Origin of the sequence: Aequorivita sp. H23M31 (assembly GCF_004022485.1) — a bacterium.
Classification (GTDB): domain Bacteria; phylum Bacteroidota; class Bacteroidia; order Flavobacteriales; family Flavobacteriaceae; genus Aequorivita; species Aequorivita ciconiae.
Window position 1 is genome coordinate 1,046,177 of record NZ_CP034951.1, and the last position, 22,867, is coordinate 1,069,043.

20 protein-coding genes are annotated in these 22,867 nt (G+C 38.7%); 14 read left to right on the top strand and 6 right to left on the bottom strand.

Features of this window, described 5'->3' with window-relative positions:
• The first annotated feature begins 20 nt into the window (after window positions 1-20).
• On the top strand, window positions 21-1,073 hold the full coding sequence (locus EI546_RS04670; protein WP_128249454.1) for an ATP-grasp domain-containing protein: 1,053 nt from the start codon (window positions 21-23) through the stop codon (window positions 1,071-1,073).
• A gap of 85 nt (window positions 1,074-1,158) precedes the next feature.
• Entirely contained in the window at window positions 1,159-2,058 is a 900-nt protein-coding gene (locus EI546_RS04675; RefSeq protein ID WP_128249455.1) for a M14 family metallopeptidase, read from the top strand.
• Between the two features lie 22 nt (window positions 2,059-2,080).
• On the opposite strand, the gene EI546_RS04680 is transcribed toward EI546_RS04675, so the two are convergent.
• The 3 genes from EI546_RS04680 to EI546_RS04690 form a co-directional block, all read right to left on the bottom strand.
• Window positions 2,081-2,653, bottom strand: coding sequence for a phosphatase PAP2 family protein (locus EI546_RS04680; protein WP_128249456.1), 573 nt, complete (start codon window positions 2,651-2,653; stop codon window positions 2,081-2,083).
• Entirely contained in the window at window positions 2,653-2,940 is a 288-nt protein-coding gene (locus EI546_RS04685) for a Sec-independent protein translocase subunit TatA/TatB (protein WP_128249457.1), read from the bottom strand. Before EI546_RS04685 ends, EI546_RS04680 begins: the two co-directional genes overlap by 1 nt.
• A gap of 324 nt (window positions 2,941-3,264) precedes the next feature.
• The gene (locus tag EI546_RS04690) at window positions 3,265-4,083 is read right to left on the bottom strand and encodes a carboxypeptidase-like regulatory domain-containing protein (RefSeq protein ID WP_128249458.1); all 819 of its coding nucleotides are present in this window, start codon (window positions 4,081-4,083) and stop codon (window positions 3,265-3,267) included.
• Window positions 4,084-4,310: 227 nt separating this feature from the next.
• On the opposite strand from EI546_RS04690, the gene EI546_RS04695 reads away from it, so the two are divergent.
• From EI546_RS04695 to EI546_RS04740, 10 genes are all read left to right on the top strand, one after another.
• Window positions 4,311-5,981 (top strand): SulP family inorganic anion transporter, encoded by a 1,671-nt coding sequence (locus EI546_RS04695; RefSeq protein WP_128249459.1) that lies wholly within the window; start codon window positions 4,311-4,313, stop codon window positions 5,979-5,981.
• A 70-nt stretch (window positions 5,982-6,051) separates the two neighbouring features.
• Window positions 6,052-6,372 (top strand): ArsR/SmtB family transcription factor, encoded by a 321-nt coding sequence (locus EI546_RS04700; RefSeq protein ID WP_128249460.1) that lies wholly within the window; start codon window positions 6,052-6,054, stop codon window positions 6,370-6,372.
• Between the two features lie 257 nt (window positions 6,373-6,629).
• Window positions 6,630-7,466: an arsenite methyltransferase gene (locus EI546_RS04705; RefSeq protein WP_128249461.1), complete on the top strand. Its 837-nt coding sequence runs from the start codon at window positions 6,630-6,632 to the stop codon at window positions 7,464-7,466.
• A gap of 220 nt (window positions 7,467-7,686) precedes the next feature.
• Window positions 7,687-8,463: a hypothetical protein gene (locus EI546_RS04710; RefSeq protein ID WP_128249462.1), complete on the top strand. Its 777-nt coding sequence runs from the start codon at window positions 7,687-7,689 to the stop codon at window positions 8,461-8,463.
• Window positions 8,464-8,466: 3 nt separating this feature from the next.
• Complete coding sequence (locus tag EI546_RS04715) at window positions 8,467-8,937, top strand: hypothetical protein (RefSeq protein WP_128249463.1); 471 nt, start codon at window positions 8,467-8,469, stop codon at window positions 8,935-8,937.
• 39 nt (window positions 8,938-8,976) lie between these two features.
• Complete coding sequence (locus EI546_RS04720) at window positions 8,977-9,858, top strand: DUF6929 family protein (protein ID WP_128249464.1); 882 nt, start codon at window positions 8,977-8,979, stop codon at window positions 9,856-9,858.
• 129 nt (window positions 9,859-9,987) lie between these two features.
• Window positions 9,988-10,938 carry a LysR family transcriptional regulator gene (locus tag EI546_RS04725; protein WP_128249465.1) on the top strand — a complete coding sequence of 317 codons (951 nt, stop codon included), beginning with the start codon at window positions 9,988-9,990 and terminating at the stop codon, window positions 10,936-10,938.
• A gap of 1,210 nt (window positions 10,939-12,148) precedes the next feature.
• Window positions 12,149-13,531: an MmgE/PrpD family protein gene (locus EI546_RS04730; protein WP_128249466.1), complete on the top strand. Its 1,383-nt coding sequence runs from the start codon at window positions 12,149-12,151 to the stop codon at window positions 13,529-13,531.
• 291 nt (window positions 13,532-13,822) lie between these two features.
• A complete protein-coding gene (locus EI546_RS04735) occupies window positions 13,823-14,707 on the top strand; it encodes a phosphosulfolactate synthase (protein WP_128249467.1) in 885 nt (294 codons plus the stop codon).
• A 250-nt stretch (window positions 14,708-14,957) separates the two neighbouring features.
• Complete coding sequence (locus tag EI546_RS04740; protein WP_128249468.1) at window positions 14,958-15,914, top strand: GIY-YIG nuclease family protein; 957 nt, start codon at window positions 14,958-14,960, stop codon at window positions 15,912-15,914.
• Between the two features lie 35 nt (window positions 15,915-15,949).
• Here EI546_RS04740 and EI546_RS04745 read toward each other — a convergent pair whose 3' ends face one another.
• Both EI546_RS04745 and EI546_RS04750 read right to left on the bottom strand, forming a co-directional pair.
• Window positions 15,950-17,146 (bottom strand): IS256 family transposase, encoded by a 1,197-nt coding sequence (locus EI546_RS04745; RefSeq protein WP_128248875.1) that lies wholly within the window; start codon window positions 17,144-17,146, stop codon window positions 15,950-15,952.
• Window positions 17,147-17,565: 419 nt separating this feature from the next.
• Entirely contained in the window at window positions 17,566-17,883 is a 318-nt protein-coding gene (locus tag EI546_RS04750; RefSeq protein WP_128249469.1) for a hypothetical protein, read from the bottom strand.
• Between the two features lie 49 nt (window positions 17,884-17,932).
• Between EI546_RS04750 and EI546_RS04755 the strand changes: the two genes are divergently transcribed.
• Entirely contained in the window at window positions 17,933-18,289 is a 357-nt protein-coding gene (locus tag EI546_RS04755; RefSeq protein ID WP_128249470.1) for a helix-turn-helix domain-containing protein, read from the top strand.
• Window positions 18,290-19,087: 798 nt separating this feature from the next.
• Window positions 19,088-19,525: an RrF2 family transcriptional regulator gene (locus tag EI546_RS04760; protein ID WP_128249471.1), complete on the top strand. Its 438-nt coding sequence runs from the start codon at window positions 19,088-19,090 to the stop codon at window positions 19,523-19,525.
• A gap of 2,871 nt (window positions 19,526-22,396) precedes the next feature.
• Here the strand turns inward: EI546_RS04760 and tnpA are convergent.
• Complete coding sequence (gene tnpA, locus EI546_RS04765) at window positions 22,397-22,861, bottom strand: IS200/IS605 family transposase (RefSeq protein ID WP_128249472.1); 465 nt, start codon at window positions 22,859-22,861, stop codon at window positions 22,397-22,399.
• Window positions 22,862-22,867 lie beyond the last annotated feature (6 nt).

Genomic DNA, 22,867 nt, shown 5'->3' on the forward strand with positions numbered 1-22,867 from the left:
AAAAACTAACAGAAAAAATAATGAAAATATGTTTTGTAATAAGCGACATTAAAACCGAAACCTGCGGCACGACTGTAGTAATTTTAAAAAAAGCGCATGAGCGAGGCCACGAGGTTTATGTGATGAGCGTAGGAGATTTTATTTTCCATAGAGATGAAGATATAAGCCTTCGCTGCAAAAAAATTCCAGCTTCTGTAAAAGCTGATAAAGTTGAAGATTTCTGGGCACAGGTCCAGGATGATGCCATAAGAGAAAAAGTTATCCCAAGTAATGATCTGGATATTCTATTTGTTCGAAACAATCCAACTGAAGAAACTTCAGACCGTCATTGGGCGGAACACAGCGGGATTGCATTTGCCCGAATGATACAGCAAAATGGGGTCCTGGTTCTAAATGATGCCTTTGCTATGAGCCACGCCTTTATTGACAAACTGTATTTCGAAGAATTACCTGCGGAAATAAAGCCCAACAGTTTGATTACCCGAAACAAAGAAGATCTTTTAAAATTTTGGGAAAAGAACGGGAAGAAAATGGTCTTAAAACCCTTGGAAGGCAGTGGTGGTCAGGATGTATATCTTATTGATGAGCACAAAAAGAACATCAATCAAATTATCGATACGCTTACCGCCAAAGGATATATAATTGCCCAAGAATTCCTTCCTGAAGTGAGCAAGGGAGATGTCCGCGTAATTTTAATGAACGGTAAAGTCCTTGAAGAAAAAGGAGAAAAAGCAGTAATTCGTCGCGTAAGCACGGATAAGAGCGAATTTAGAAGTAATCTTTCCTTAGGAGCAAAAGCCAAAAAAGCGAAATATACCCCGGCAATGGAACACATTGTTTCCCTCACCGCACCAAAATTGATCCGGGATGGTTTATTCTTTGTGGGGTTGGATATTGTGGAAGACAAGCTTATTGAAATAAACGTATTGAGTCCTGGCGGAATTGATCACTGTGAGAGTATCGGAATGGTGCCTTTTACGGACACTATTGTTGATGCTTTGGAAAGAAAGGTTACTTATATGAAATATTATAAAAATAAACTGAGCAACCGCGTTTTGGCAACAATGGAGTAAAAACGATTTATTAAAGTGATATGCGGGGTGGTAGATAGATTTTAGAAGTCTTGCACCTCGCAATCAAAAATAAAACCATCAAGTTTTGAAAGAGATATCAAGAATAATTGGAGAATACGGTAATGGGACTGAAGGTCCCTTGCTCTTTATAACAGGAGGAGTACACGGAAATGAACCTAGTGGGATTCTCGCTATGCAAAAAGTATTTGCAATACTGAACGACGAACAGCCAAATATTAAAGGAAAGGTAGTTGGGGTTTCCGGTAACCGAGAAGCCTTGATGAAAGGTGTTAGGTATATAGATGAAGATCTGAATCGCACGTGGACAGTGGAAAACATTAAATCAGGAAAAAAGGATTCGCATGAAAAGAAAGAAATGTTCCAGATAATTGATATTCTGAAAAAGTATCCCGAGGAGGATTTCACCAAAAGATATTTCTTGGATTGCCATACTACGTCATCAGCAAGTGAGCCCTATATTTCTGTACAGGTAGTAAATGACAACGACGAATGGGCGCATAAATTCCCAACCTATATAATCCGGGGATTTTCAGATATCGTCCTTGGCTGTATTGATCATTATGAAAGCAGAATCGGGATAACCGGTTTTACATTTGAAGGTGGGCAGCACGAAAGCAAGAAATCAAAATTAAACCATGAGGGAATGATTTGGCACGCGCTGAAGGAAGCCTGCGGTTTGGATTTGCATACATTAAAAAACTATCCAGAGTCGGCAAAAATGCTGGAGGAAAAAAGAAAAAATCGAAAAACTTTCGAGATTGAATACCGTCATGGTCTTGAAGATGAGGATGATTTTAAAATGGAACCTAACTTCAGTAATTTTCAAAAACTTAAAAAGGGGCAATTACTGGCTCATCAAAATGGAAAACCTATTTACAGTGAGTGGGATGATTATATCTTCATGCCTTTGTACCAAAGCCAAGGAAATGATGGATTTTTCATTGTTAAGGAAGTTAAAGTCTAGTAGAAATTAGGAGCCTACCCAATTATTGGGCTTTAAAGAAGCGCTCATTCGAAATGGTTTTCTGACAGAGGAAATGAAATAAAAATGCAAAACCAGTTCCCACCAATGCACCTACAAAAATATCGCTCGGATAGTGCACTCCTATGAAAATCCTGCTGGATACAAAAAGAATAGGCCAGATATAGGCAAGATGGATCCATGTGGTAAACCGTCGTAGAGACAATACCATAAACGTAGTTATTGAAAAGCTGGATGAAGCGTGTCCTGAGAAAAAGCTATAGTTGGTAGGCTTCTGAAGAATACGAATAAGCTCAGCTAGGGCCTCAACATTATTGGGTCGTAATCGTGCTACATATTCCTTTACGGCTCCAGTAAAAACAATAGTAATGCCGAAAGTCAAAAGCAGGAAAAAAACTACGGTCCCTCCTTTTCTACCACGATAATAATAGAAAAGAAGAATTATAAAAAGTGCAAACAGTGGATACCAACTCTGAATTTGGGTTACGAACAACCAAAACTTATCGAATTTTTCAACTCCTAAACCATTCAGAAAAATGAAGATTTCCCGATCCCAATGTTTTAGGGTTTCAAGCATTAAAACTTCCTCTTTATTGGGCCGGTTATATCGTCAACATCTTCCTTTACCTTGTCAATTTCCTTACGCACATCCTTAGTAATATCAAGGTCGATATCTTGTTTTTCAATACCCTTTGTAATTTCAGATTTAATGTCGTTCGTAGCATCTTTCACTTGGCGAATGGCCTTTCCCATACCTCTAGCTATTTCAGGCACCTTGTCTGCACCAAAAACCAAAAGCACGATAAAAAGGATAAACCCAATTTCGGTACCGCTAATAAAAAGAAAGATTGCTTGTGAAATCATTGTGCAAATATACTTAAGCCCGTACGAGTTAACGCTAAGGAGAACATAAAATTTTATTCCAAGAAAATGATTTTTGTAGAAGGAGGCCAATTACTATTTTCCTTGCATTTTATCGGTTGTGTATTTGATGATTGTCGTGTGCCGAATTAAAAGTTCGGAAGGATTGTAAGTAGGTAGATTTTCTATATAGAAAGAACACGTTTTTAGAGAGTCCTCAAGGTTTTGAGCTCTTGTTGACGTAACAGGGTCCAGATTTAAATTCAATCCAATGGATATCTTAAAATCCGTAAAACTTACAGATAAAAAGAAATGGGAAACCCAAAATTACTCACTTCGCTTTTTGTATTCCCTGCTCTTCTGTTGTAAGAAACTCATCAATTCGAGCTCATTTTCAGGTTTTAGCATCTCCTTATTGAGACCTTCTGCTTGTGCAAAATAGAGAAAATCAAAAGCCTTATCCCGCGGAATATCAAAATTATCATAAATAAACTCACGGCTAAATCGCTTTTGCATATTATTGCTAAGAACTTCGTTTTCCTGCATCTTTTCCCTGCTGTGGGACTTTTCACCTTTCGGAAATAATAAATTACCTACGCCACCCAAAATCGAAACGAAATTAAGCCCGTATTCTAGATGGGAAGTACCCAAGGCTTCTTCGGCGACATTTCCCTTTATGGAGGATTGTTCATCGGGTCTAAAATCGTATCCGAATTCCAAACTTTTGTAACTTAGATCCCAATCCTTGCCAATAGAATAGGTAGGAATCTTCTCAATATCGGCGCGAATATTTCCCGAGAGGTCATAGGGCCTAATGACAACTTCATCCAATTGTGTAATGCCAGGGTTTAGAAAAATTTTGAGTTTTCTTTTTTCCACCACGCCCTTATCCATTACTACCGTAAAGGTTTTATATTGCAGTGCAAAAATTTGAAGACGATCGTTTTCGGCAACTGCGATTTCAAAAGAGCCGTCCTCGTCGGTGACCGTTCCCTTTTGCGAAGAAATATTATAAACTGAAATGCCCTCGGCATCCTCACCTTGGGGCACAATTATTTTCCCTTCAACTTTTACCCGCTCAATATCTTGAGCAATAAGTATTGGAGAAATAATGAAGAATAGAAGAAAGAGTAGTTTTTTTACCATATCATAAATGTACCGCTTTGTTTTCTAATTGGAAACCTTAAAATCGATTTCTTCGGTAAATTAAAGATGAATTTCCAATTTCATATTAAATGACAGGGAAAATAAGAAATTTCATTATAACTTTTACACAATTCCGACCTAAACATCTTCTATTTTAAATAACTTTGCTCTTCCAAATTTGGAATACTTCACTGATACTATTATATTAAAGATTCTATTTCGTACCCATGAAAGAATCCCAATTTACACCGAAATTTTTTTCTCTCTTAAGGAAAGGAATTGGTAAAGAACAACTTCAAAAAGATTTAATTGCAGGAGTAATAGTTGGGATTGTCGCTCTCCCCTTGGCCATAGCGTTTGCAATTGCCTCCGGTGTATCGCCCGACAAGGGTTTAATAACAGCCATCGTAGCCGGACTTTTAATATCGGTATTGGGTGGAAGTCGTGTTCAAATTGGTGGTCCTACCGGAGCTTTTATCGTAATAGTGTATGCCATAGTTCAGGAATTTGGAGTAGATGGCCTGATAATCGCCACTTTTATGGCGGGTATTATTTTGATTGGGATGGGATTGGCACGACTTGGCAATCTACTCAAGTTCATTCCCCATCCGCTCATCGTCGGTTTTACCAGTGGAATTGCCGTGATTATCTTTTCATCTCAAATGAAGGACTTTTTCGGTCTTTCAATAGAAACCGTCCCCGCGGACTTTATTGAAAAATGGAAGCTTTATGCCTTAAATTTCGGGAGCATAAATTGGGCTGCAGTTGCCATTGCTTTAGGAACAATAATCCTTGCGCTTACATTTCAGAAGGTGAGCAAGAAAATTCCGGGATCTATTGTGGCAATTCTTGTTAGCACCTTGATAGTTTATTTCTTTAATGTTCCAGTAAGCACAATCGAAACCTCCTTCGGAGATATTCCCAGCAAGCTTTCAATGCCCGTATTTCCAAATATCAATTTCGCAACTGTACAAAAACTTATACAACCAGCCTTTGCAATTGCACTATTGGGTGGAATTGAATCCCTTCTTTCCGCGGTAGTAAGTGATGGAATGATTGGCGGTCGTCACCGCTCAAATGCAGAATTGGTAGGGCAGGGAATCGCCAATTGCGCCTCATCCATGTTTGGAGGTATTCCTGCAACCGGTGCAATTGCCCGGACCGCCACCAACGTTAAAAATGGTGGTAGAACTCCCATTGCGGGAATCACCCACGCTCTTGTACTTTTGGTAATAATGTTGGCTCTGGCTCCTTTTGCCAAGTTAATACCAATGGCCTGTTTAGCAGGAATACTGATTGTCGTGGCCTATCATATGAGCGAATGGCGACAATTCAAATCTCTATTAAAAGGGAATAAAGCCGATGTTCTGATTTTATTGGTAACCTTTTTTCTCACCGTATTTTTCGATTTGGTTATTGCCATTGAAATCGGGATCGTAATTTCCAGTTTTGTTTTGATGAAAAGAATGAGCAAGGCTACTACCGTTCAAGTTGCAAATGATATGTTCAACAATCAATACAACCAGCCTGAGGAAATATTTGATGATGAGCTGCCCATTCTGCCTAAAGGAGCAACGATGTATGAAATAAATGGGCCATTATTTTTTGGCGCAACCCAGACATTTCAAGATACGTTGACTCGTTTACCCGATAAACCGAAAGTGTTGATTTTAAGAATGCGCCACGTACCTTTTATAGATGCAACGGGAATTTATAGACTAATGGAAATTATCAAAAAATTTGCAGCCCAGAACACCCACGTTGTCCTATCCGGCGTTAACCCAAAAGTACTATCAGATTTAGAAAAAGCTTGGATCTATTCCATTCTTCATAAGGAAAACATTACCCCGAATATTGAGGCGGCTGCAGAAAGAGCACAGCATTTGATTCATATTTAACAAAGAAAAATCAAAAAAATACTATTGAAACCGAAACTATATTGTAATATTGCAATATAGCTATATCCATATGAAGAAAAAAGAATATACCGAAGAGCAAGTTGAGATTTCCAATTTGCTGAAAGTATTGGGACATCCTGCTCGGATTGCCATAATAGAGCATCTATTGACAGTTAAGGAGTGTATCTGTGGGCAGATTGTCGATGTGCTCCCACTAGCCCAGCCTACCGTTTCTCTGCACCTCAAAGAGCTCCGCAATGCGGGTTTTATAAAAGGAACCGTTGAAGGAAATACCATCTGTTATTGCCTGGACGAAAAGGGAATCCAAAGAATTACCACTTATTTTAACCGTGCTAGGGAAATATTGAAGAGCACAAATATGTGTTGTTGAAAGAACGGCTTTAATGGGGTTAAAAATCAGATTCAAAATATTGAAATACTCAATCGTCCAAATCTGAAGTTACGGGATTATGAAAATATGACTGGAAATTTCTATCATTAGATAACCACGACGGCTCGAATTCGTTAAAATATATTCGTGTATTCGTGGCAAAACCAAAAAAAAATAATTTTTTTCACATCACCAAAATCTGAAATTAAATTGCAGGATTTGGAACCTTATTTAAGAAAAATATAAATCATATACTTATGAAAAACGAAGCAGAAATAAAAGAAATGGTAAAGCAGAAATACAGTGAAATCGCCTTGCAAGAAAAAGAAACCAACCAATCATCTTGCTGCGGTGCCGGAAGTTGCTCCACCGAGGTTTACAATATCATGTCCGATGATTATACAACCATTCAGGGATACAATCCGGATGCCGATTTAGGTTTGGGCTGCGGATTACCCACCCAATTTGCAAAAATAAAAAAAGGAGATACCGTTATTGATCTGGGAAGTGGTGCCGGCAATGATTGCTTTGTCGCAAGAGTAGAAACAGGAGAAACCGGAAAAGTAATCGGTATCGATTTTACTCCCACAATGGTTGATAAAGCCCGCGCCAACGCTGAAAAACTGGGGATGAACAACGTGGAATTCAGATTGGGCGATATAGAAAATATGCCTGTAACTTCAGGAATCGCCGATGTAATTGTTAGCAATTGCGTGTTGAACCTTGTACCGAATAAAAAGGCCGTATTTCAGGATATATACCGAGTTCTAAAAACAGGTGGACATTTCAGCATTTCGGATATTGTGCTAACGGGCGAACTTCCGGAAAAAATTAAATCTGCCGCCGAAATGTATGCAGGCTGTGTAGCCAGTGCCATCGATAAGGATGAATACCTAGGATACATAAAAGAAGCGGGCTTTGAAAACATTGCCCTCCAAAAAGAAAAGGCCATTATTGTGCCCGATGATATTTTAAAGGATTATTTAAATGAAGGAGAAATAGCAGAATATAAAAATAGTCCCACAGTAATCTATAGTATTACAGTTTACGCCGAAAAATTATCGTGCTGCGCTCCTACGAGTGGATGCTGTTAAACAACGTGGTTGCACGCTTTTGTCCAAAATTTCATTCCGAAGAAACATTACGTATTTCCGAGTATTCTCCACTGGAAATTAAGTCCTTACGGTTTGGTACTTGACCTAAAGTACCTTATCTTGTGGATGATTTTGCAGCCAACCGAAATACTGATTGCTCCTCCAATGAAAATGCTGAAAATCAAATTTCTCTTATCATGTAAACTAAAAACTTAAATCCATGGCAAAGATTGATTTTACCCAGACATTACAAAAGCAGTACTCAGATCTTTATTCCACAATGGAAATACGTCTTGACAAGTTGGCAATAGTAGAAAACAATGTAAATAAAATTCTTGACGCCAAATCACGCTATGAAAAGGCGGCGGAGTTTTCATCAATTCCTTGGTATTTTGTTGGGATAATCCATAGCATGGAAGCAGGACAAAATTTTTCACGACATATACACAATGGAGATCCTCTCACCCAGAGGACAACCCACGTTCCCAGTGGTAGACCTAGTGCTGGAAATCCTCCTTTTACATGGGAAGAAAGCGCAATGGACGCCTTGAAATATCACAATTTGGATAAGGTCGACGATTGGTCACTACCGAGAATTCTTTATGAATTTGAACGATATAATGGATGGGGCTATCGTTTATACCATCCACATGTATATAGCCCCTATCTGTGGTCTGCATCCAATCATTATAAAAGCGGAAAATATATAGCCGATGGTACCTGGAGCGAAACAGCAGTTTCCCAACAAATAGGTGCGGTGGTCCTCCTCAGAAGACTGGTGGAGCGAAAAGAAATTCCAACATTTTACACGCTCGCAACAGAAAAGAAAACCTTTTTCACTTATAGTACTAAACCTCAGCCTCGAGGCGAAGATTTACAACGGTTTCTCAACACATTTGACGGCATTACGCTCTTAGTAGACGGCGTTACCGGCAAAATGACTTCAAAGGCTGTAAAAAAACTATTTGGAAATTATCTGCCTAATACACCCGAATAATAAATGCTAGATCCTAAAATTTTATTCATTCTATTTTTAAGCCTCTCTTGCAAATCTCCTGTAGATAAGAATGTTGACCCAGGCAACTTAAATGCAGACTTAAAGGATGGAATATTAACCTTGACCATAGATACTATTGAGCAACCTTTAAAAGTTGAGGGCAATATAATGGAGTATCATACCTCCCATGATAATAAAAGTATCGCTTTGGAGATTGAGAAATTTTCCAATCTAAGTGTTGTTAAAGTCTATCGATGGAATCTTATTACCAGAAAATATGAGGGAGATTCTATCAACATAAATAGAGCGGCTTGGAATAAGGTTTTTTCCAAATATTCCGTAACACCTGAGGAATTTACCACTTCTCAGGTTTACTTTTTGGGTTGGAAAGAAAAGGATTCCATAATTTTGGAAGTGAGGGGGATTTCTGAAACAGGAAAAACTATTGACGACACTTTGACATTAAAATATTAAAGCCTATATCTTCCTTTCTAAATAGAAAACAATTCCATAGTGAACAAGATCGAGATCGAAATAATTAGCTGGCAAATCCTGCAGGAGGTGCCAAGTGCTTCCGGTATTGTTAAATGGAACGATATCTTTTTTTTAATTGGTGACGACTCACCGCATTTATTCAAAGTTGACCACAACTTTAAAATTCTCGGCAAAACACTTATCCATTCACCAAAAGTACAGCAGGGCGAGGTAATTCCAAAATTCCACAAGCCCGACTTCGAAGCTATGGAAATGGTGAGTGATAGTGAGATCCTTATTTTTGGATCCGGGTCAAAATCACCAGAACGAGATGTTTGTGTGCTTTTCGATTTAATCCAAAGTAGCTATAACGAATATTATATTTCAAACTTTTATGACTACATAAGAGGAATGGAAATTATGCAAGGTTACGAACTGGACATTGAAGGTCTTGCAATTAGTGGAGATAATCTATTCCTATTCAATCGAGGAAGAAACATTATCTTCAGTTTTCCATATAGTGAGTTTATAGGTTATTGTAAAAATGGCAGGGACTTTCCCATTCCAAAAACTTCTCTTTTCACCTTGCCATCAATCAATGGCCTACAAGCTGGGTTTTCGGGGGCGAGCTCTTTTCCACATCTACCCTACTTAATCTTCACCGCAGCGGTAGAAGATTCTCCTAACGCTTATGACGATGGAGATATCCTAGGAAGTTTTATTGGAGTCATCGAATTAATAAACGACGAGATTGGAAATGAGATATTGGTAAAGCGAATTCCCAATCCTGGATTTCCTTTAAAGGTTGAATCTGTTATTGTCGATAAAATTGCATCAGAAACCCAAATAGACTTGGTATTGGTGACAGATAATGATGGAAAACCTTCAGAGGTGATCAGGGCATCATTAGCATTGGAATAAAATTCCTTTTAATAACGTCTCAATAAACACAAATACCAGTTTCCGGGAAAGATTTATAAACAACTTCACGTTTTAATCGATTTAAGAATGGTTATTTTTATGGATTGAAGGTAGAAGAGAAAGTATTAAATGAATTTCCATCAATTAAAATATATCGTTTCCGTTGAAAAGAATCGGAATTTCTCGCGCGCGGCTGAAGAATGTGGTATTGCCCAATCCACACTCAGCAGGGAAATACAGCGCTTGGAACAGGAATTTGACGTTATGATTTTCGACAGAACGCGTCATCCCGTAGCTCTCACGATGAAAGGAATCGATTTGATCGAGCAGGCCAAAAGAATATTAAAGGAGGAAAACACGTTCATTTCAATTGCCGAACAAAAAAAGAATAGACCTAGCGGAACTTTCAGTCTCGGTGTTCTTGCCAGCTTAGCGCCGTATCTCATCCCCCTATTTACTGATACAATCACAAAAAAATATCCGGAGCTCAATCTGGAAATCTTTGAAGTAACCATTCAGGAAATGGTCGCAGACTTGGAAAAGGAAAACCTCGACGGTGCAATAGCCATCAGTCCCTTGCCTAAAGAAGGTTTTTATGAAAGTCCGCTATTCGAGGAAGAATTCGTTCTCTATCTCGATCGCAACCACAAGCTTTCCACCGTTTCCACTATCCGATGGGACGACATTCCCTTGAACGAATTAATTCTTCCCGAAGGAATGAAATCTTATTTTCTTACCCGAAAAACAGAATCCAAACATTCTGATTTGGAAAAACATCTTAAGACCCTCCGATATCAGAATGCCTCTTTGGAAACTATACGAAAAATTATTGACCGAAATGGTGGCCTCACACTTATTCCTCAACTCGCATGCCTCTATATGGGAGAACGGCGATTGGAAATGGTCCGCCCCATCAAAGATCCCGTATTGAGCAGAACCATTAGCTTCGTCGCTCCACGTGGCTTTCAAAAAACCAGACTCTCAAAGGTAATTCTTAATGAGATTATTGCCAGTATTCCTACGGATATTCAGGTGAAATTGGTTGCAGATTTGGGGCCTTCGGTACGTTTTGAAAGCTAATGACCAGGCATTCTTTGCATTAAACATTCGTCAGCTTTCAAAACACTCGCCTTCGGTACATTTTGAAAGCCAACAAACTTAGTACGTTTCATTCTTCATTTGAAAGCTTTCAAAACACTCGCCTTCGATACATTTTGAAAGCCAACAAACTTAGTACGTTTCATTCTTCATTTGAAAGCTTTCAAAACACTCGCCTTCGATACATTTTGAAAGCCAACAAACTTAGTACGTTTCATTCTTCATTTGAAAGCTTTCAAAACACTCGCCTTCGATACATTTTGAAAGCCAACAAACTTAGTACGTTTCATTCTTCATTTGAAAGCTTTCAAAACACTCAGGCGACTTAGATTGTTAGTTACAATCAGCATTTTTTCTATTTTTCCAGGAATCCTCCATTAGAACTTCAATCCTACCTTTAAAACAAATAACCAAAGCAAAGGTGGCTGAGTGAATTTTGGTTTTGCTTGCAAAAATAAAATTCGTATCGAAGCCACATTTTGAAAGCGACTGCTTTCAAAACACTCGCCTTCGATACATTTTGAAAGCCAACAAACTTAGTACGTTTCATTCTTCATTTGAAAGCTTTCAAAACACTCAGGCGCCTTAGATTTTTAGTTATAATCAACATTTTTTCTATTTTTCCAGGAATCCTCCATTAGAACTTCAATCCTACCTTTAAAACAAATAACCAAAGCAAAGGTGACGGATTTATTAAGTAAGATATATTCCCCCTTTCACACAATTCCATAATCCCCAAAACCAAAATTTAAAACAAATAACCAAAGCAAAGGTGGCTGAGTGAATTTTGGTTTTGCTTGCAAAAATAAAATTCGTATCGAAGCCACATTTTGAAAGCGACTGCTTTCAAAACACTCGTCTTCGATACATTTTGAAAGCCAAAAAACTTAGTACTTTTCATTCTTCATTTTGAAAGCTTTCAAAACACTCAGGCACCGTAGATTGTTAGGAATAACTACCAGTTTTTCTTATTCCAAAGACACTTCTATTTCGCTCCCCAAACCAAATTTTAAAACAAATAACCAAATCAAAGGTGGCTGAGTGAATTTTGGTTTTGCTTGCAAAAATAAAATTCGTATCGAAGCCATCGCTTTTGGCTATACCTCATATCGCCTTTGTATCATTGACTTAGCTCGTATTCGGGGGTACATTTACACTATTAAAAAAAGAGATAATTCTAAAAAATAAAATCATGACAGAAGTACAAAAATTAGCAAAATTCGTGAGTTCACGAAAATTTTCAGACTTATCTGAAGCTGCCGTTCGAGAATTAAAAATACGATTATTGGATTCCCTTGGATGTGCCATCGGGGCATTGAATGGAGAACCGGTAAAAATGATAAAGGAACAATTGGAAGATTTCGGTGGGAATCCGCTTACCACATTAATAGGAGGCCAAAAAAATGCTCCCGATAGAGCTGCTTTTTACAATTCGGCCTTGGTTCGTTACTTGGATTTTAACGATAGTTATTTAGCAAAAAATGAAACCTGCCATCCATCGGATAATATAGGAAGTGTTTTGGCAGCTTCAGAATATGCCGATAAGGATGGAAAAGATTTTCTTACCGCTCTTGCCATCGCTTACCAAGTACAATGCCGATTGAGTGATGTTGCTCCAGTTCGAGACAAAGGTTACGACCACACCGTTCAAGGTGCCTACGGGGCAGCCGCAGGAGCAGCTTATGCGTTAGGATTGGATGTAACCAAAACCGCAAATGCAATAGCAATAGCGGCAACTGCTTATAATGCGCTTAGAGTAACCCGTACAGGAAATCTCTCAAACTGGAAAGGATTGGCTTTCCCATCTACAGGATGGACTTCCACTCACTCAGCTTTTTTGGCAATGCGAGGAATCACCGGTCCAGAAGAAGTATTTGAAGGAAACAAAGGATTCAAAGAAACCATTTCCGGAGATTTTGAAATGGATTGGGAAAAAGAAGATTTGGAAAGAGTAACCAAAACCATCATTAAAAAATTCAACGCCGAAATCCACTCACAAGCAACCTTGGAAGGCTTGCAGGATTTGATCGCAAAAGAAGATTTGTTCCCATCAGACATTGAAAGTATCGTGTTGAACACTTTTGATGTTGCCTATAACATCATCGGGGGTGGCGAGGAAGGTGGCAAGAAAAACATCTGGACCAAAGAGGAAGCCGACCACAGTTTGCCTTATATGATGTCTGCTGTATTGTTGGATGGAAATGTACTTCCCGCGCAATATTTGGAAGAACGCATTCTGAAAGATGATATTCAAGAACTGCTTCAAAAAGTAACAGTAAACGAGAAAAAAGAATATTCAGACCGTTTTCCTTTTGAAATGGCAAATGACATCACCATTAAAATGAAAGATGGAAGAGAATTCAAAGTTGAAAAAACCGATTACGAAGGTTTCAGCTCCCGCCCTGCTTCCTGGGATTTTATAATCTCAAAGTTCAGAAATCTTTCAAACGATTTTATTTCCGAAGAACTTCAGAATGAAATCATTGCCACGGTTCAGAATTTGGAAAATCACAGTATCAAGGAGCTGATGCAACTTCTTGAAAAAGCTGGAAAACCCGAAATGGCAGAAGCTTAAAATAACGTAGGACTAAGGGATAAGTCGAATTTTCTTTCCCCGTCCTAAAGGGAGGGAAATTCTAAGAAAGCAAAACGGAAATTTTTCTTTCCCCCGCCCTAAAGCGTGAAAAATTTTCCACAAAGTATCAAGAACTTAATTAATAATTATTGATGATTGTTCTGGAAAATACCTAAAAGTAAATCGGATTAAAGTTGTCCTGTCGAGCGCAGTCGAGACATTGTTACTTGACCTTTCGACTGCGCTCAAGGTGACAAATAGACAATCATTTAACCTTTAAATACAAATATCATGTTAGACACAAAAGAAATAATAAAGGATCCAAAAAAAGTCAATGGAAAAGCAAAAGATTTTATTGTAAACCCAATAGGATTTGAATGGTTGCAACGTAACGACCGTCCTGAAAAACCACGAAAAGTGGGAATGACAGAAATCCGTGCAGCTTATTATTCAAACTTCGGATTGAGCTACTTTAAGGATATTCTGGAAACCACAGGAAATTATGTGGACAGTATCAAGTTTGCCGGTGGTTCCTTCACCTTTATGAATCCTGAAAAAATTAAAGCTACCAATAAGTTGGCACACGATTACGGAGTGCTGTCAAGTACCGGTGGTTTTATGGAATACGTGCTTACCAAAGGAAAAGATGCGGTGAAAAGATACATTCAAGAATGTAAGGAACTTGGATTCGACATTATTGAAATCTCTACCGGATTGATTTCCATCCCAACCGATGATTGGTTGCGAGTAATCGAAGAAGTTCAAAAAGCTGGATTAAAAGCAAAACCAGAAATCGGAGTTCAATTTGGAGCTGGAGGAGACGGTACTATCGCCGAATATGAGGCTGAAGGAATCCAGGATGTGGAATATGCCACAAATCAAGCAAAACGTTTCTTGGATGCTGGAGCATACATCATTATGATGGAATCTGAAGGGGTTACTGAAAATGCCAATCCTTGGAAAGTCAATGTTCCTGCTAAATTCATCAGAGAACTCGGACTTGAAAACGTAATGTTTGAAGCAGCTGATCCACAAGTTTTCAAATGGTACATCAAAAATTATGGACCTGAAGTGAACTTGTTTGTAGATCACAGCCAAATAGTTCAATTGGAAGCCACCCGTCAAGGAATTTGGGGAACCAATGATGTGTGGGGTAGGATTGTTACTTACAAATAAAAAGAAAGAGTCTGAAATCTAGAGTCTAGATGCTAGACTAAAGCATAGAGGATATAATTATCTTCTATGCTTTTTTATTTGTTAACTTTGCTATGGAAAATTGAGAAACACTAATCAGTGAGTGTCTCAAGTCTTTTCACCCCAACCCTAAAGGGTGATAAACTTGAAAAGATTCTTAATTCCCTTTAGGGCCAGGGTAAAATATGGATATTTCAAGTCATTACTGATTTCCAAAAAAACGATTCTTCAAATGATGACAAAAGATGAAATAAAGCAAATGTTGAAACATGTACCCCATTTTCCGGGAGTATACCGGTATTTCAATAAGGATGGAGAAATGATCTATGTGGGGAAGGCAAAAAATCTTCGGAAACGCGTGACTTCCTATTTTTCCAAAGAACCTGAAAGTAGAAAAGTGCGTCATATGGTGGAGAGTATCCAACGTCTGGAATTCACCATTGTTGATACCGAGCGCGATGCATTGTTATTGGAGAATTCCTTAATAAAGCACAATCAACCGAAGTACAATATCAATTTAAAGGATGATAAAACTTATCCGTTTATCGTAATCAAAAATGAACCCTTTCCAAGAATATTTCTAACTAGAAATGTCATCAAAGATGGGTCAGAATATTTTGGCCCCTATACCAGCGTTCGCAAAATCCGCGGATTGCTGGAGTTGGTTCGTACGCTCATCCCCATTCGCACAAACAACCATAACCTTTTCCTCCGTATTATGGAGGATGGCAGACTCAGGGTAAATCCGGAATATTATCTCAAGGGAATTAGCGGCCCGAAAGAGGAATATTTGACTGAAGCGGATTACAACAGAGGTTTAGAGCAAGTTCGTGAAATTTTTAAAGGAAGATTGGGCCTGGTAATAAATATGCTTCAAAATCGGATTAAGGAATGTGTGTCTAAACTGGAATTCGAAAAGGCAGATATCCTTCGCCAACAACTCGATTTTATAATGGAATACCAAAATAATTCCATTGTATTCAATACGAAGGTGAAGGATCTTGATGTGTTCACCATTCACCTAAAAGAGGATCAGGCCTACGTCAATTATCTACAAGTACGAAAGGGCGATATAGTTTTTACCAAAACGATATCCATTAAAAGTGAAGTAGATAAAACGTTAGAGGAAATGCTGCTTTCTTCCATTGTACAGATTCAAGAGAAATTTAAAAGGACACTATCCCGTTAAGTGTGTAAGTTTAAAATAACAGGGGTTGGACTTTTTTAGAGTCTGACCCTTTTTTCATAGATCGTTAGGAACTGGTTTAATATAATGCCCCAGTTCCTGACGGGCATTGTCCATTTTTTGGTGGCTTCCCTTACTGCCAAATATACGGATTTCATCACGGCATCGTCCGTTGGGAAGGAAAGTTTGTTCTTGGTGTACTTTCTTATCTTCCCGTTCAGGTTCTCGATAAGGTTCGTGGTATAGATGATCTTGCGTATCTCCAACGGGAACTCATAGAACACTGTGAGCTCTTCCCAGTTGTCGCGCCAGCTCTTGATGGCATAGGAATATTTATCGTTCCATTTTTGGGCAAAATCCTCTAGGGCCATCTTGGCGGCCTCCTGGTTTGGGGCGTTATAGATATGCTTCATATCTGCGGTAAAGGCTTTTTTATCCTTCCATACGACGTACCTGCAGGCATTGCGTATCTGGTGTACCACGCATATCTGGGTCTTGGACTCGGGGAACACGTTCTTGATCGTATCCGTAAAACCATTGAGGTTATCGGTGGCCGTGATAAGGATGTCTTCTGTGCCGCGCGCCCTTATATCGGTCAATACGCTCATCCAGAAAGCTGCTGATTCGTTCTTGCCAAGCCATAGCCCCAAGACCTCTTTTTTACCGTCCCTGCGCAGGCCAACGGCTATGTAGATGGTCTTGTTAATAACCTTGGAGTTCTCGCGGACCTTGAATACGATGCCATCCATCCAGACAATCAAGTAGACCGGCTCCAAGGGACGGTTCTGCCAGGCAACTATATCGCCCGATATTTTTTCCGTGATCCTGGATATGGTCGAGGTGGACACATCAAAATCATAGACCTCACGTATCTGCTCCTCAATATCGCTGTTGCTCATTCCCTTGGCATAGAGTGACACGATGACGTTCTCAAGGCCATCGACCATATTGCCCCGCTTGGGTACGATCATGGGATTGAACGAGGCCTCACGGTCTCTGGGGACGGCAATCTCGGATTCGCCAAAGGAGGTTTTTATTTTCTTCCGGGAGTGCCCGTTGCGCGAGTTGCCTCCATTGGACCTCTGGTGTTTGTCGTAATCTAGGTGGCCGTCGAGCTCACCTTCGAGCATCTTTTCGATCCCACGTTTCTGGATCTGCTTTAAAAAATCGCTGAGCTCCTCGTGGGTCTTGAACTGCTTCAGAAAATCATCTGAAATTAAATCGTCTTTCTTCATAATGTGTAAAAGTTAAAGATTAAAAACTAAATAATAAAATAGCGGGGGCCGGCCCCCGCTATTTTATTATTTACACACTTTATGAGATAGTCCCTTTAAAAGCAAGATTCGGGAAATTATTGTTCCTTTTCATATAGACTTTCCCGACCCCACGATTACTATTACTGTTCCGCAAAGAGGTGTCAAAAGGAAATTATTGGAACTCTCCAGAAAGAACTTGATTTATTTTAGTGAAAATGTCAGTGATTAGGCTGGATAGACTTTGACTTAAGACATAGGTGCGAGACTCAGATTGTTTGCAATATCAGTCCCTAACAATTACCTTATTGTCTTTAGTCCTTTCGTCCTTTTATCACTTTGTCCTTTTTGTCCTTTTGTCCTTTTTGTCCTTTTTGTCCTTTTGTCAATTTCAAATTTTCCTATTTCTCCGTTTCCTGTAGTTTATACTTTTCAACTCTTTCTTTGTTTTTTTCCAACTCACTACAGTCTGGACAAACGTGAACTATTCCATCTTTTATGTGATATCCATCCACGTGTTCTTTTACAAATCCCTGAATGAGCATATAGGAGTCCTTGTGGTTATTAACATCCACTTGTTTATCCCTATATATTTCGCGGATTTTCCCATCATATTCCTGAATGCCCCAACAAAGGTTACAAATTCCTTCTGGGGATTCATTTTTGGTTTCTTCCTCTGGCTTTTTAAAATACTCGACAATTTTATTTATGATATCCATGATAATTTATCTTTTTCATATTTACCCCGTAAGTTAATCAATTCATTAAATGATTACAAGGGAAAGCATTTTAATAATAAGTCGCTTATTTTTAAAAAATTCCGGCCTTCAATTGCAGCCATACCTAGATCCAAAGTTGACCTTGTCGAAACTGGCCAATAATTTTGGCGTTCCCGCGCATCATCTTTCGCAGGTAATTAATGAAAATCACGGAAGAAACTTCTTTGACTTCATCAATATATTTCCAGTTGCGGAAGTGAAAAATAAAATTCAGGATGAAAACTTTCATAATTATTCCCTACTGGGAATCGCACTGGAAAGTGGCTTTAACTCCAAATCTGCCTTTAACCTTGTATTTAAAAATCTTACCGGCACAACTCCAAGTAAATACAGGGATTCCCTTTAATAGTAACCCTTCCTCATAATAATTTCAGAGTCTCACTTTGAAAAATAGACCCATTTTCACTTACAAATGAGTGCCATCTTACAATTCAGGTCGTACAATCAAGGGTTCGCTCCTACTTTTGTCCTCATAAAATCCATATAAATTATTAATTAGAAATAGATGATATGAAAACAGAAGTTAGTAACACATTATGTACAGTATACGCATACCCTCAAGCATTTGGAGCACTTATTGCAAGGCCCAATTTCGCACGGTGGAAGCGATCACGCGATGCATTAGTAAGAATAAAGTATCAAACGGACTTTTACAGCACAAAGAATTTGTCGAAAAGCAGCATGAAGATTATTGCATAATTGAGAAAATGAATATTCGGGAAATCGGGAAACTAGGAAATAAACAGAAAATGAAAGGCTCTGTTAATCGAAATAAATCTAATCTCCTAACAAATTTTAAATGGTTGGTTATGCTGAAAATTCAGTGTATTTTTAACATCAAACTTACTTCAAAAAGTTCCCCATAGGAAGCTAAAAAACTCAGTATGTTTTGAACTAAATAATGTCAAATAAGAGTAAAAAAGGAGTGAAAACAAGGTATAACAAAAAGTAATCACTACTATTTGTTTTATGCTAGATGATTATATCTCAATAATATATGCATTATCATGTGAACCTATAGTTTACAGTGATATTATGGTGTATCTATAATCAAAAACAAAGGTTTAACAGAAGAGCATTCAGTCCTCTATAATTTTTTTGAGTATATTTGGGGTTTGACGATACTGAAAAACGACCCTAAAATATGATTTCAAAATCCTGTAAATATGCCATCCGTGCAACGGTTTTTATTGCATCAAAAGCAAAAGAAAATGTGAAGGTGGGAGTAAAAGAAATCGCAAAGGAAATCGAAGCGCCAGAAGCTTTTACAGGAAAAATTCTTCAGACCTTAAACAAAAACAAAATTGTAACATCCCTTAAAGGACCTTACGGCGGATTTTTTTCAGATGAAGAACAACTGGATTTACCAATTCTCGAAGTTGTGAAAGCCATTGATGGCTTAGGCGTTTTTACCGACTGCGTTTTTGGTCTTCACCAATGTTCCGATGATCACCCCTGCCCTATGCATTTTGAATATGTAAAAACTCGGAGCCAGATGTACAATTCCTTCAAAAACACCAACATTCGGAGCCTAGCTGATAGCTTGAGTGAAGGCTTTGCTTTCCTTAAGAACCCTGAATAAGAAATTATTTAATGAAATTATTAATGATTGTCTTTATAAATCCCAGGTAAAGGCTTTGACCTATGACATCAACCCTCTCCAACTTGTTAATATTTCGTCCGCTCCTATCAATCCATTAGGGATTGAATATTTATAGAAATAACATATGACGGAAGGAATACGACCCCATCGGGGTCGAACCCCCACATCTACCTCTTTGCTATAAATATGGGAACCCTTCAGGTTCGAGACTTGGGATAGACATTTAAAGATGGGAATAACAAAATTCGAACCTACTTACAATTGGACCGCTCCAATCCCATAGGGATTGAATATTTATAGAAAAACATACAAGCGGATGAGATACGACCCCGACGGGGTCGAACACTGCCGCCCTAACTCCTTGCTATAAATATAAGAACCCTCTGGGTTCAAGGCTTGGATAGATCTTTAAAGATTGGAACAACAAAACTCAAACCTACTTACAATTGGACCGCTCCAATCCCGAAGGGATTACATATTTATAGAAAAAAATACAAGCGGATGAAATTCGACCCCATCGGGGTCGAACCCTCACATCTACCTCTTTGCTATAAATATGGGAACCCTTCAGGTTCGAGACTTGGGATAGACATTTAAAGATTGGAATAACAAAACTCAAATCTGCTTACAATTGGACCGCTCCAATCCCGAAGGGATTACATATTTATAGAAAAACATACAAGCGGATGAATTCGACCCCATCGGGGTCGAACCCTCACATCTACCTCTTTGCTATAAATATGGGAACCCTTCAGGTTCGAGACTTGGGATAGACATTTAAAGATTGGAATAACAAAACTCAAATCTGCTTACAATTGGACCGCTCCAATCCCGAAGGGATTACATATTTATAGAAAAAAATACAAGCGGATGAAATACGACCTCGACGGGGTCGAACACTGCCGCCCTAACTCCTTGCTATAAATATAAGAAGCCTCTGGGTTCTATGCCTTAGGGCCATTTAAAGGTAGAACCATCCCATCTTAAACCTTCTCATATGTAGATAATCCCAACCCGTAGGGATTGAATATTTAAAGAAAAACATACAAGCGGATGAAATTCGACCCCATCGGGGTCGAACCCTCACAACTACCTCTTTGCTATAAATATGGGAACCCTTCAGGTTCGAGACTTGGGATAGACATTTAAAGATGGGAATAACAAAATTCGAACCTACTTACAATTGGACCGCTCCAATCCCATAGGGATTGAATATTTATAGAAAAACATACAAGCGGATGAGATACGACCCCGACGGGGTCGAACACTGCCGCCCTAACTCCTTGCTATAAATATAAGAACCCTCTGGGTTCAAGGCTTGTATAAGTCTTTAAAGATTGAAATAACAAAACTCAAACCTACTTACAATTGGACCGCTCCAATCCCATAGGGATTGAATATTTATAGAAAAAAATACAAGCGGATGAAATACGACCCCCGACGGGGTCGAACACTGCCGCCCTAACTCCTTGCTATAAATATAAGAACCCTCTGGGTTCAAGGCTTGGATAGATCTTTAAAGATTGGAATAACAAAACTCAAACCTACTTACAATTGGACCGCTCCAATCCCATAGGGATTGAATATTTATAGAAAAAAATACAAGCGGATGAAATACGACCCCCGACGGGGTCGAACACTGCCGCCCTAACTCCTTGCTATAAATATAAGAAGCCTCTGGGTTCAAGGCTTGGATAGACATTTAAAGATTGGAATAACAAAACTCAAACCTACTTACAATTGGACCGCTCCAATCCCATAGGGATTACATATTTATAGAAAAAAATACAAGCGGATGAGATACGACCCCGACGGGGTCGAACACTGCCACCCTAACTCCTTGCTATAAATATAAGAACCCTCTGGGTTCAAGGCTTGGATAGATCTTTATAGATTGGAATAGCAAAACTCAAACCTACTTACAATTGGACCGCTCCAATCCCGAAGGGATTACATATTTATAGAAATAACATATGACGGAAGGAATACGACCCCATCGGGGTCGAACCCTCACATCTACCTCTTTGCTATAAATATGGGAACCCTTCAGGTTCGAGACTTGGGATAGACATTTAAAGATTGGAATAACAAAACTCAAATCTGCTTACAATTGGACCGCTCCAATCCCGAAGGGATTACATATTTATAGAAAAACATACAAGCGGATGAATTCGACCCCATCGGGGTCGAACACTGCCGCCCTAACTCCTTGCTATAAATATAAGAACCCTCTGGGTTCAAGGCTTGTATAAATGTTTAAAGATTGGAATAACAAAACTCAAACCTACTTAACATTCAAATCCCAATTTTATAGGGATTGAATATTTATAGAAAAACATACAAGCGGATGACATACGACCCCGACGGGGTCGAACACTGCCGTCTTAACTCGTTGTTATAAATATAAGAACCCTTTGGGTTCAAGGCTTGGATAGATCTTTAAAGATTGGAATAACAAAACTCAAACCTGCTTACAATTGGACCGCTCCAATCCCGAAGGGATTACATATTTATAGAAAAAAATACAAGCGGATGAGATACGACCCCGAGGGGGTCGAACCCTCACACTACCTCTTTGCTGTAAATATGGGAACCCTTCAGGTTCGAGACTTGGGATAGACATTTAAAGATTGGAATAACAAAACTCAAACCTACTTAACATTCAAATCCCAATCCCGTAGGGATTGAATATTTATAGAAAAAAATACAAGCGGATGAAATACGACCCCCGACGGGGTCGAACACCCGCACCTACATCGTTATTATAAATATGTGAACCCTTCGGGTTCATGGATTTCCAAACTTATAACGTTAACTTCAAATATCATAAAAACACTGCGCCTACATACCTTACTCAATCCATTCAAAGAGATATTCCTCTCTAAACTCAACTTTGAATTTTTCCAAAAACAATCTATACTCCTCTTTAAAAGATTGTCTTTTATGATGCTCCTTCTGATTTTGAATATATTTAATCACGTTATCCAATGCAGAATGACTGTATGAAAAAGCTCCATACCCATCTTGCCAATCAAATTTATATTTAGAAAACTTCTTTTCATTTATAAACTTGTTGGATGACTTTTTAACTTCTCGGACTAAATCAGATAAACAACAAGCAGGCTTCATCCCAATTAAAATATGGATATGATCCGGAACCCCGTTTATTGCCAACATTTTTTGATTTTTGTTCTGGACTATTCCTGTGATGTATTTATACAATTCATCTTCCCAAGAAGGCAAAATCAAACTACCTCTCCCTTTGACGGCAAAAATCAATTGAATATAAATTTGAGAAAATGTACCAGATCCCATTTACAT

Bases quoted from the DNA above. Each gene is read 5' to 3' on its own strand.
- EI546_RS04715 (WP_128249463.1), top strand. From the start codon at position 8,467: ATGCTAGATCCTAAAATTTTATTCATTCTATTTTTAAGCCTCTCTTGC.
- EI546_RS04670 (WP_128249454.1), top strand. From the start codon at position 21: ATGAAAATATGTTTTGTAATAAGCGACATTAAAACCGAAACCTGCGGC.
- EI546_RS04710 (WP_128249462.1), top strand. From the start codon at position 7,687: ATGGCAAAGATTGATTTTACCCAGACATTACAAAAGCAGTACTCAGAT.
- EI546_RS04740 (WP_128249468.1), top strand. From the start codon at position 14,958: ATGATGACAAAAGATGAAATAAAGCAAATGTTGAAACATGTACCCCAT.
- EI546_RS04755 (WP_128249470.1), top strand. From the start codon at position 17,933: ATGATTACAAGGGAAAGCATTTTAATAATAAGTCGCTTATTTTTAAAA.
- EI546_RS04695 (WP_128249459.1), top strand. From the start codon at position 4,311: ATGAAAGAATCCCAATTTACACCGAAATTTTTTTCTCTCTTAAGGAAA.
- tnpA (WP_128249472.1), bottom strand. From the start codon at position 22,861: ATGGGATCTGGTACATTTTCTCAAATTTATATTCAATTGATTTTTGCC.
- EI546_RS04725 (WP_128249465.1), top strand. From the start codon at position 9,988: ATGAATTTCCATCAATTAAAATATATCGTTTCCGTTGAAAAGAATCGG.
- EI546_RS04680 (WP_128249456.1), bottom strand. From the start codon at position 2,653: ATGCTTGAAACCCTAAAACATTGGGATCGGGAAATCTTCATTTTTCTG.
- EI546_RS04730 (WP_128249466.1), top strand. From the start codon at position 12,149: ATGACAGAAGTACAAAAATTAGCAAAATTCGTGAGTTCACGAAAATTT.
- EI546_RS04750 (WP_128249469.1), bottom strand. From the start codon at position 17,883: ATGGATATCATAAATAAAATTGTCGAGTATTTTAAAAAGCCAGAGGAA.
- EI546_RS04735 (WP_128249467.1), top strand. From the start codon at position 13,823: ATGTTAGACACAAAAGAAATAATAAAGGATCCAAAAAAAGTCAATGGA.
- EI546_RS04745 (WP_128248875.1), bottom strand. From the start codon at position 17,146: ATGAAGAAAGACGATTTAATTTCAGATGATTTTCTGAAGCAGTTCAAG.
- EI546_RS04685 (WP_128249457.1), bottom strand. From the start codon at position 2,940: ATGATTTCACAAGCAATCTTTCTTTTTATTAGCGGTACCGAAATTGGG.
- EI546_RS04700 (WP_128249460.1), top strand. From the start codon at position 6,052: ATGAAGAAAAAAGAATATACCGAAGAGCAAGTTGAGATTTCCAATTTG.
- EI546_RS04760 (WP_128249471.1), top strand. From the start codon at position 19,088: ATGATTTCAAAATCCTGTAAATATGCCATCCGTGCAACGGTTTTTATT.
- EI546_RS04690 (WP_128249458.1), bottom strand. From the start codon at position 4,083: ATGGTAAAAAAACTACTCTTTCTTCTATTCTTCATTATTTCTCCAATA.
- EI546_RS04705 (WP_128249461.1), top strand. From the start codon at position 6,630: ATGAAAAACGAAGCAGAAATAAAAGAAATGGTAAAGCAGAAATACAGT.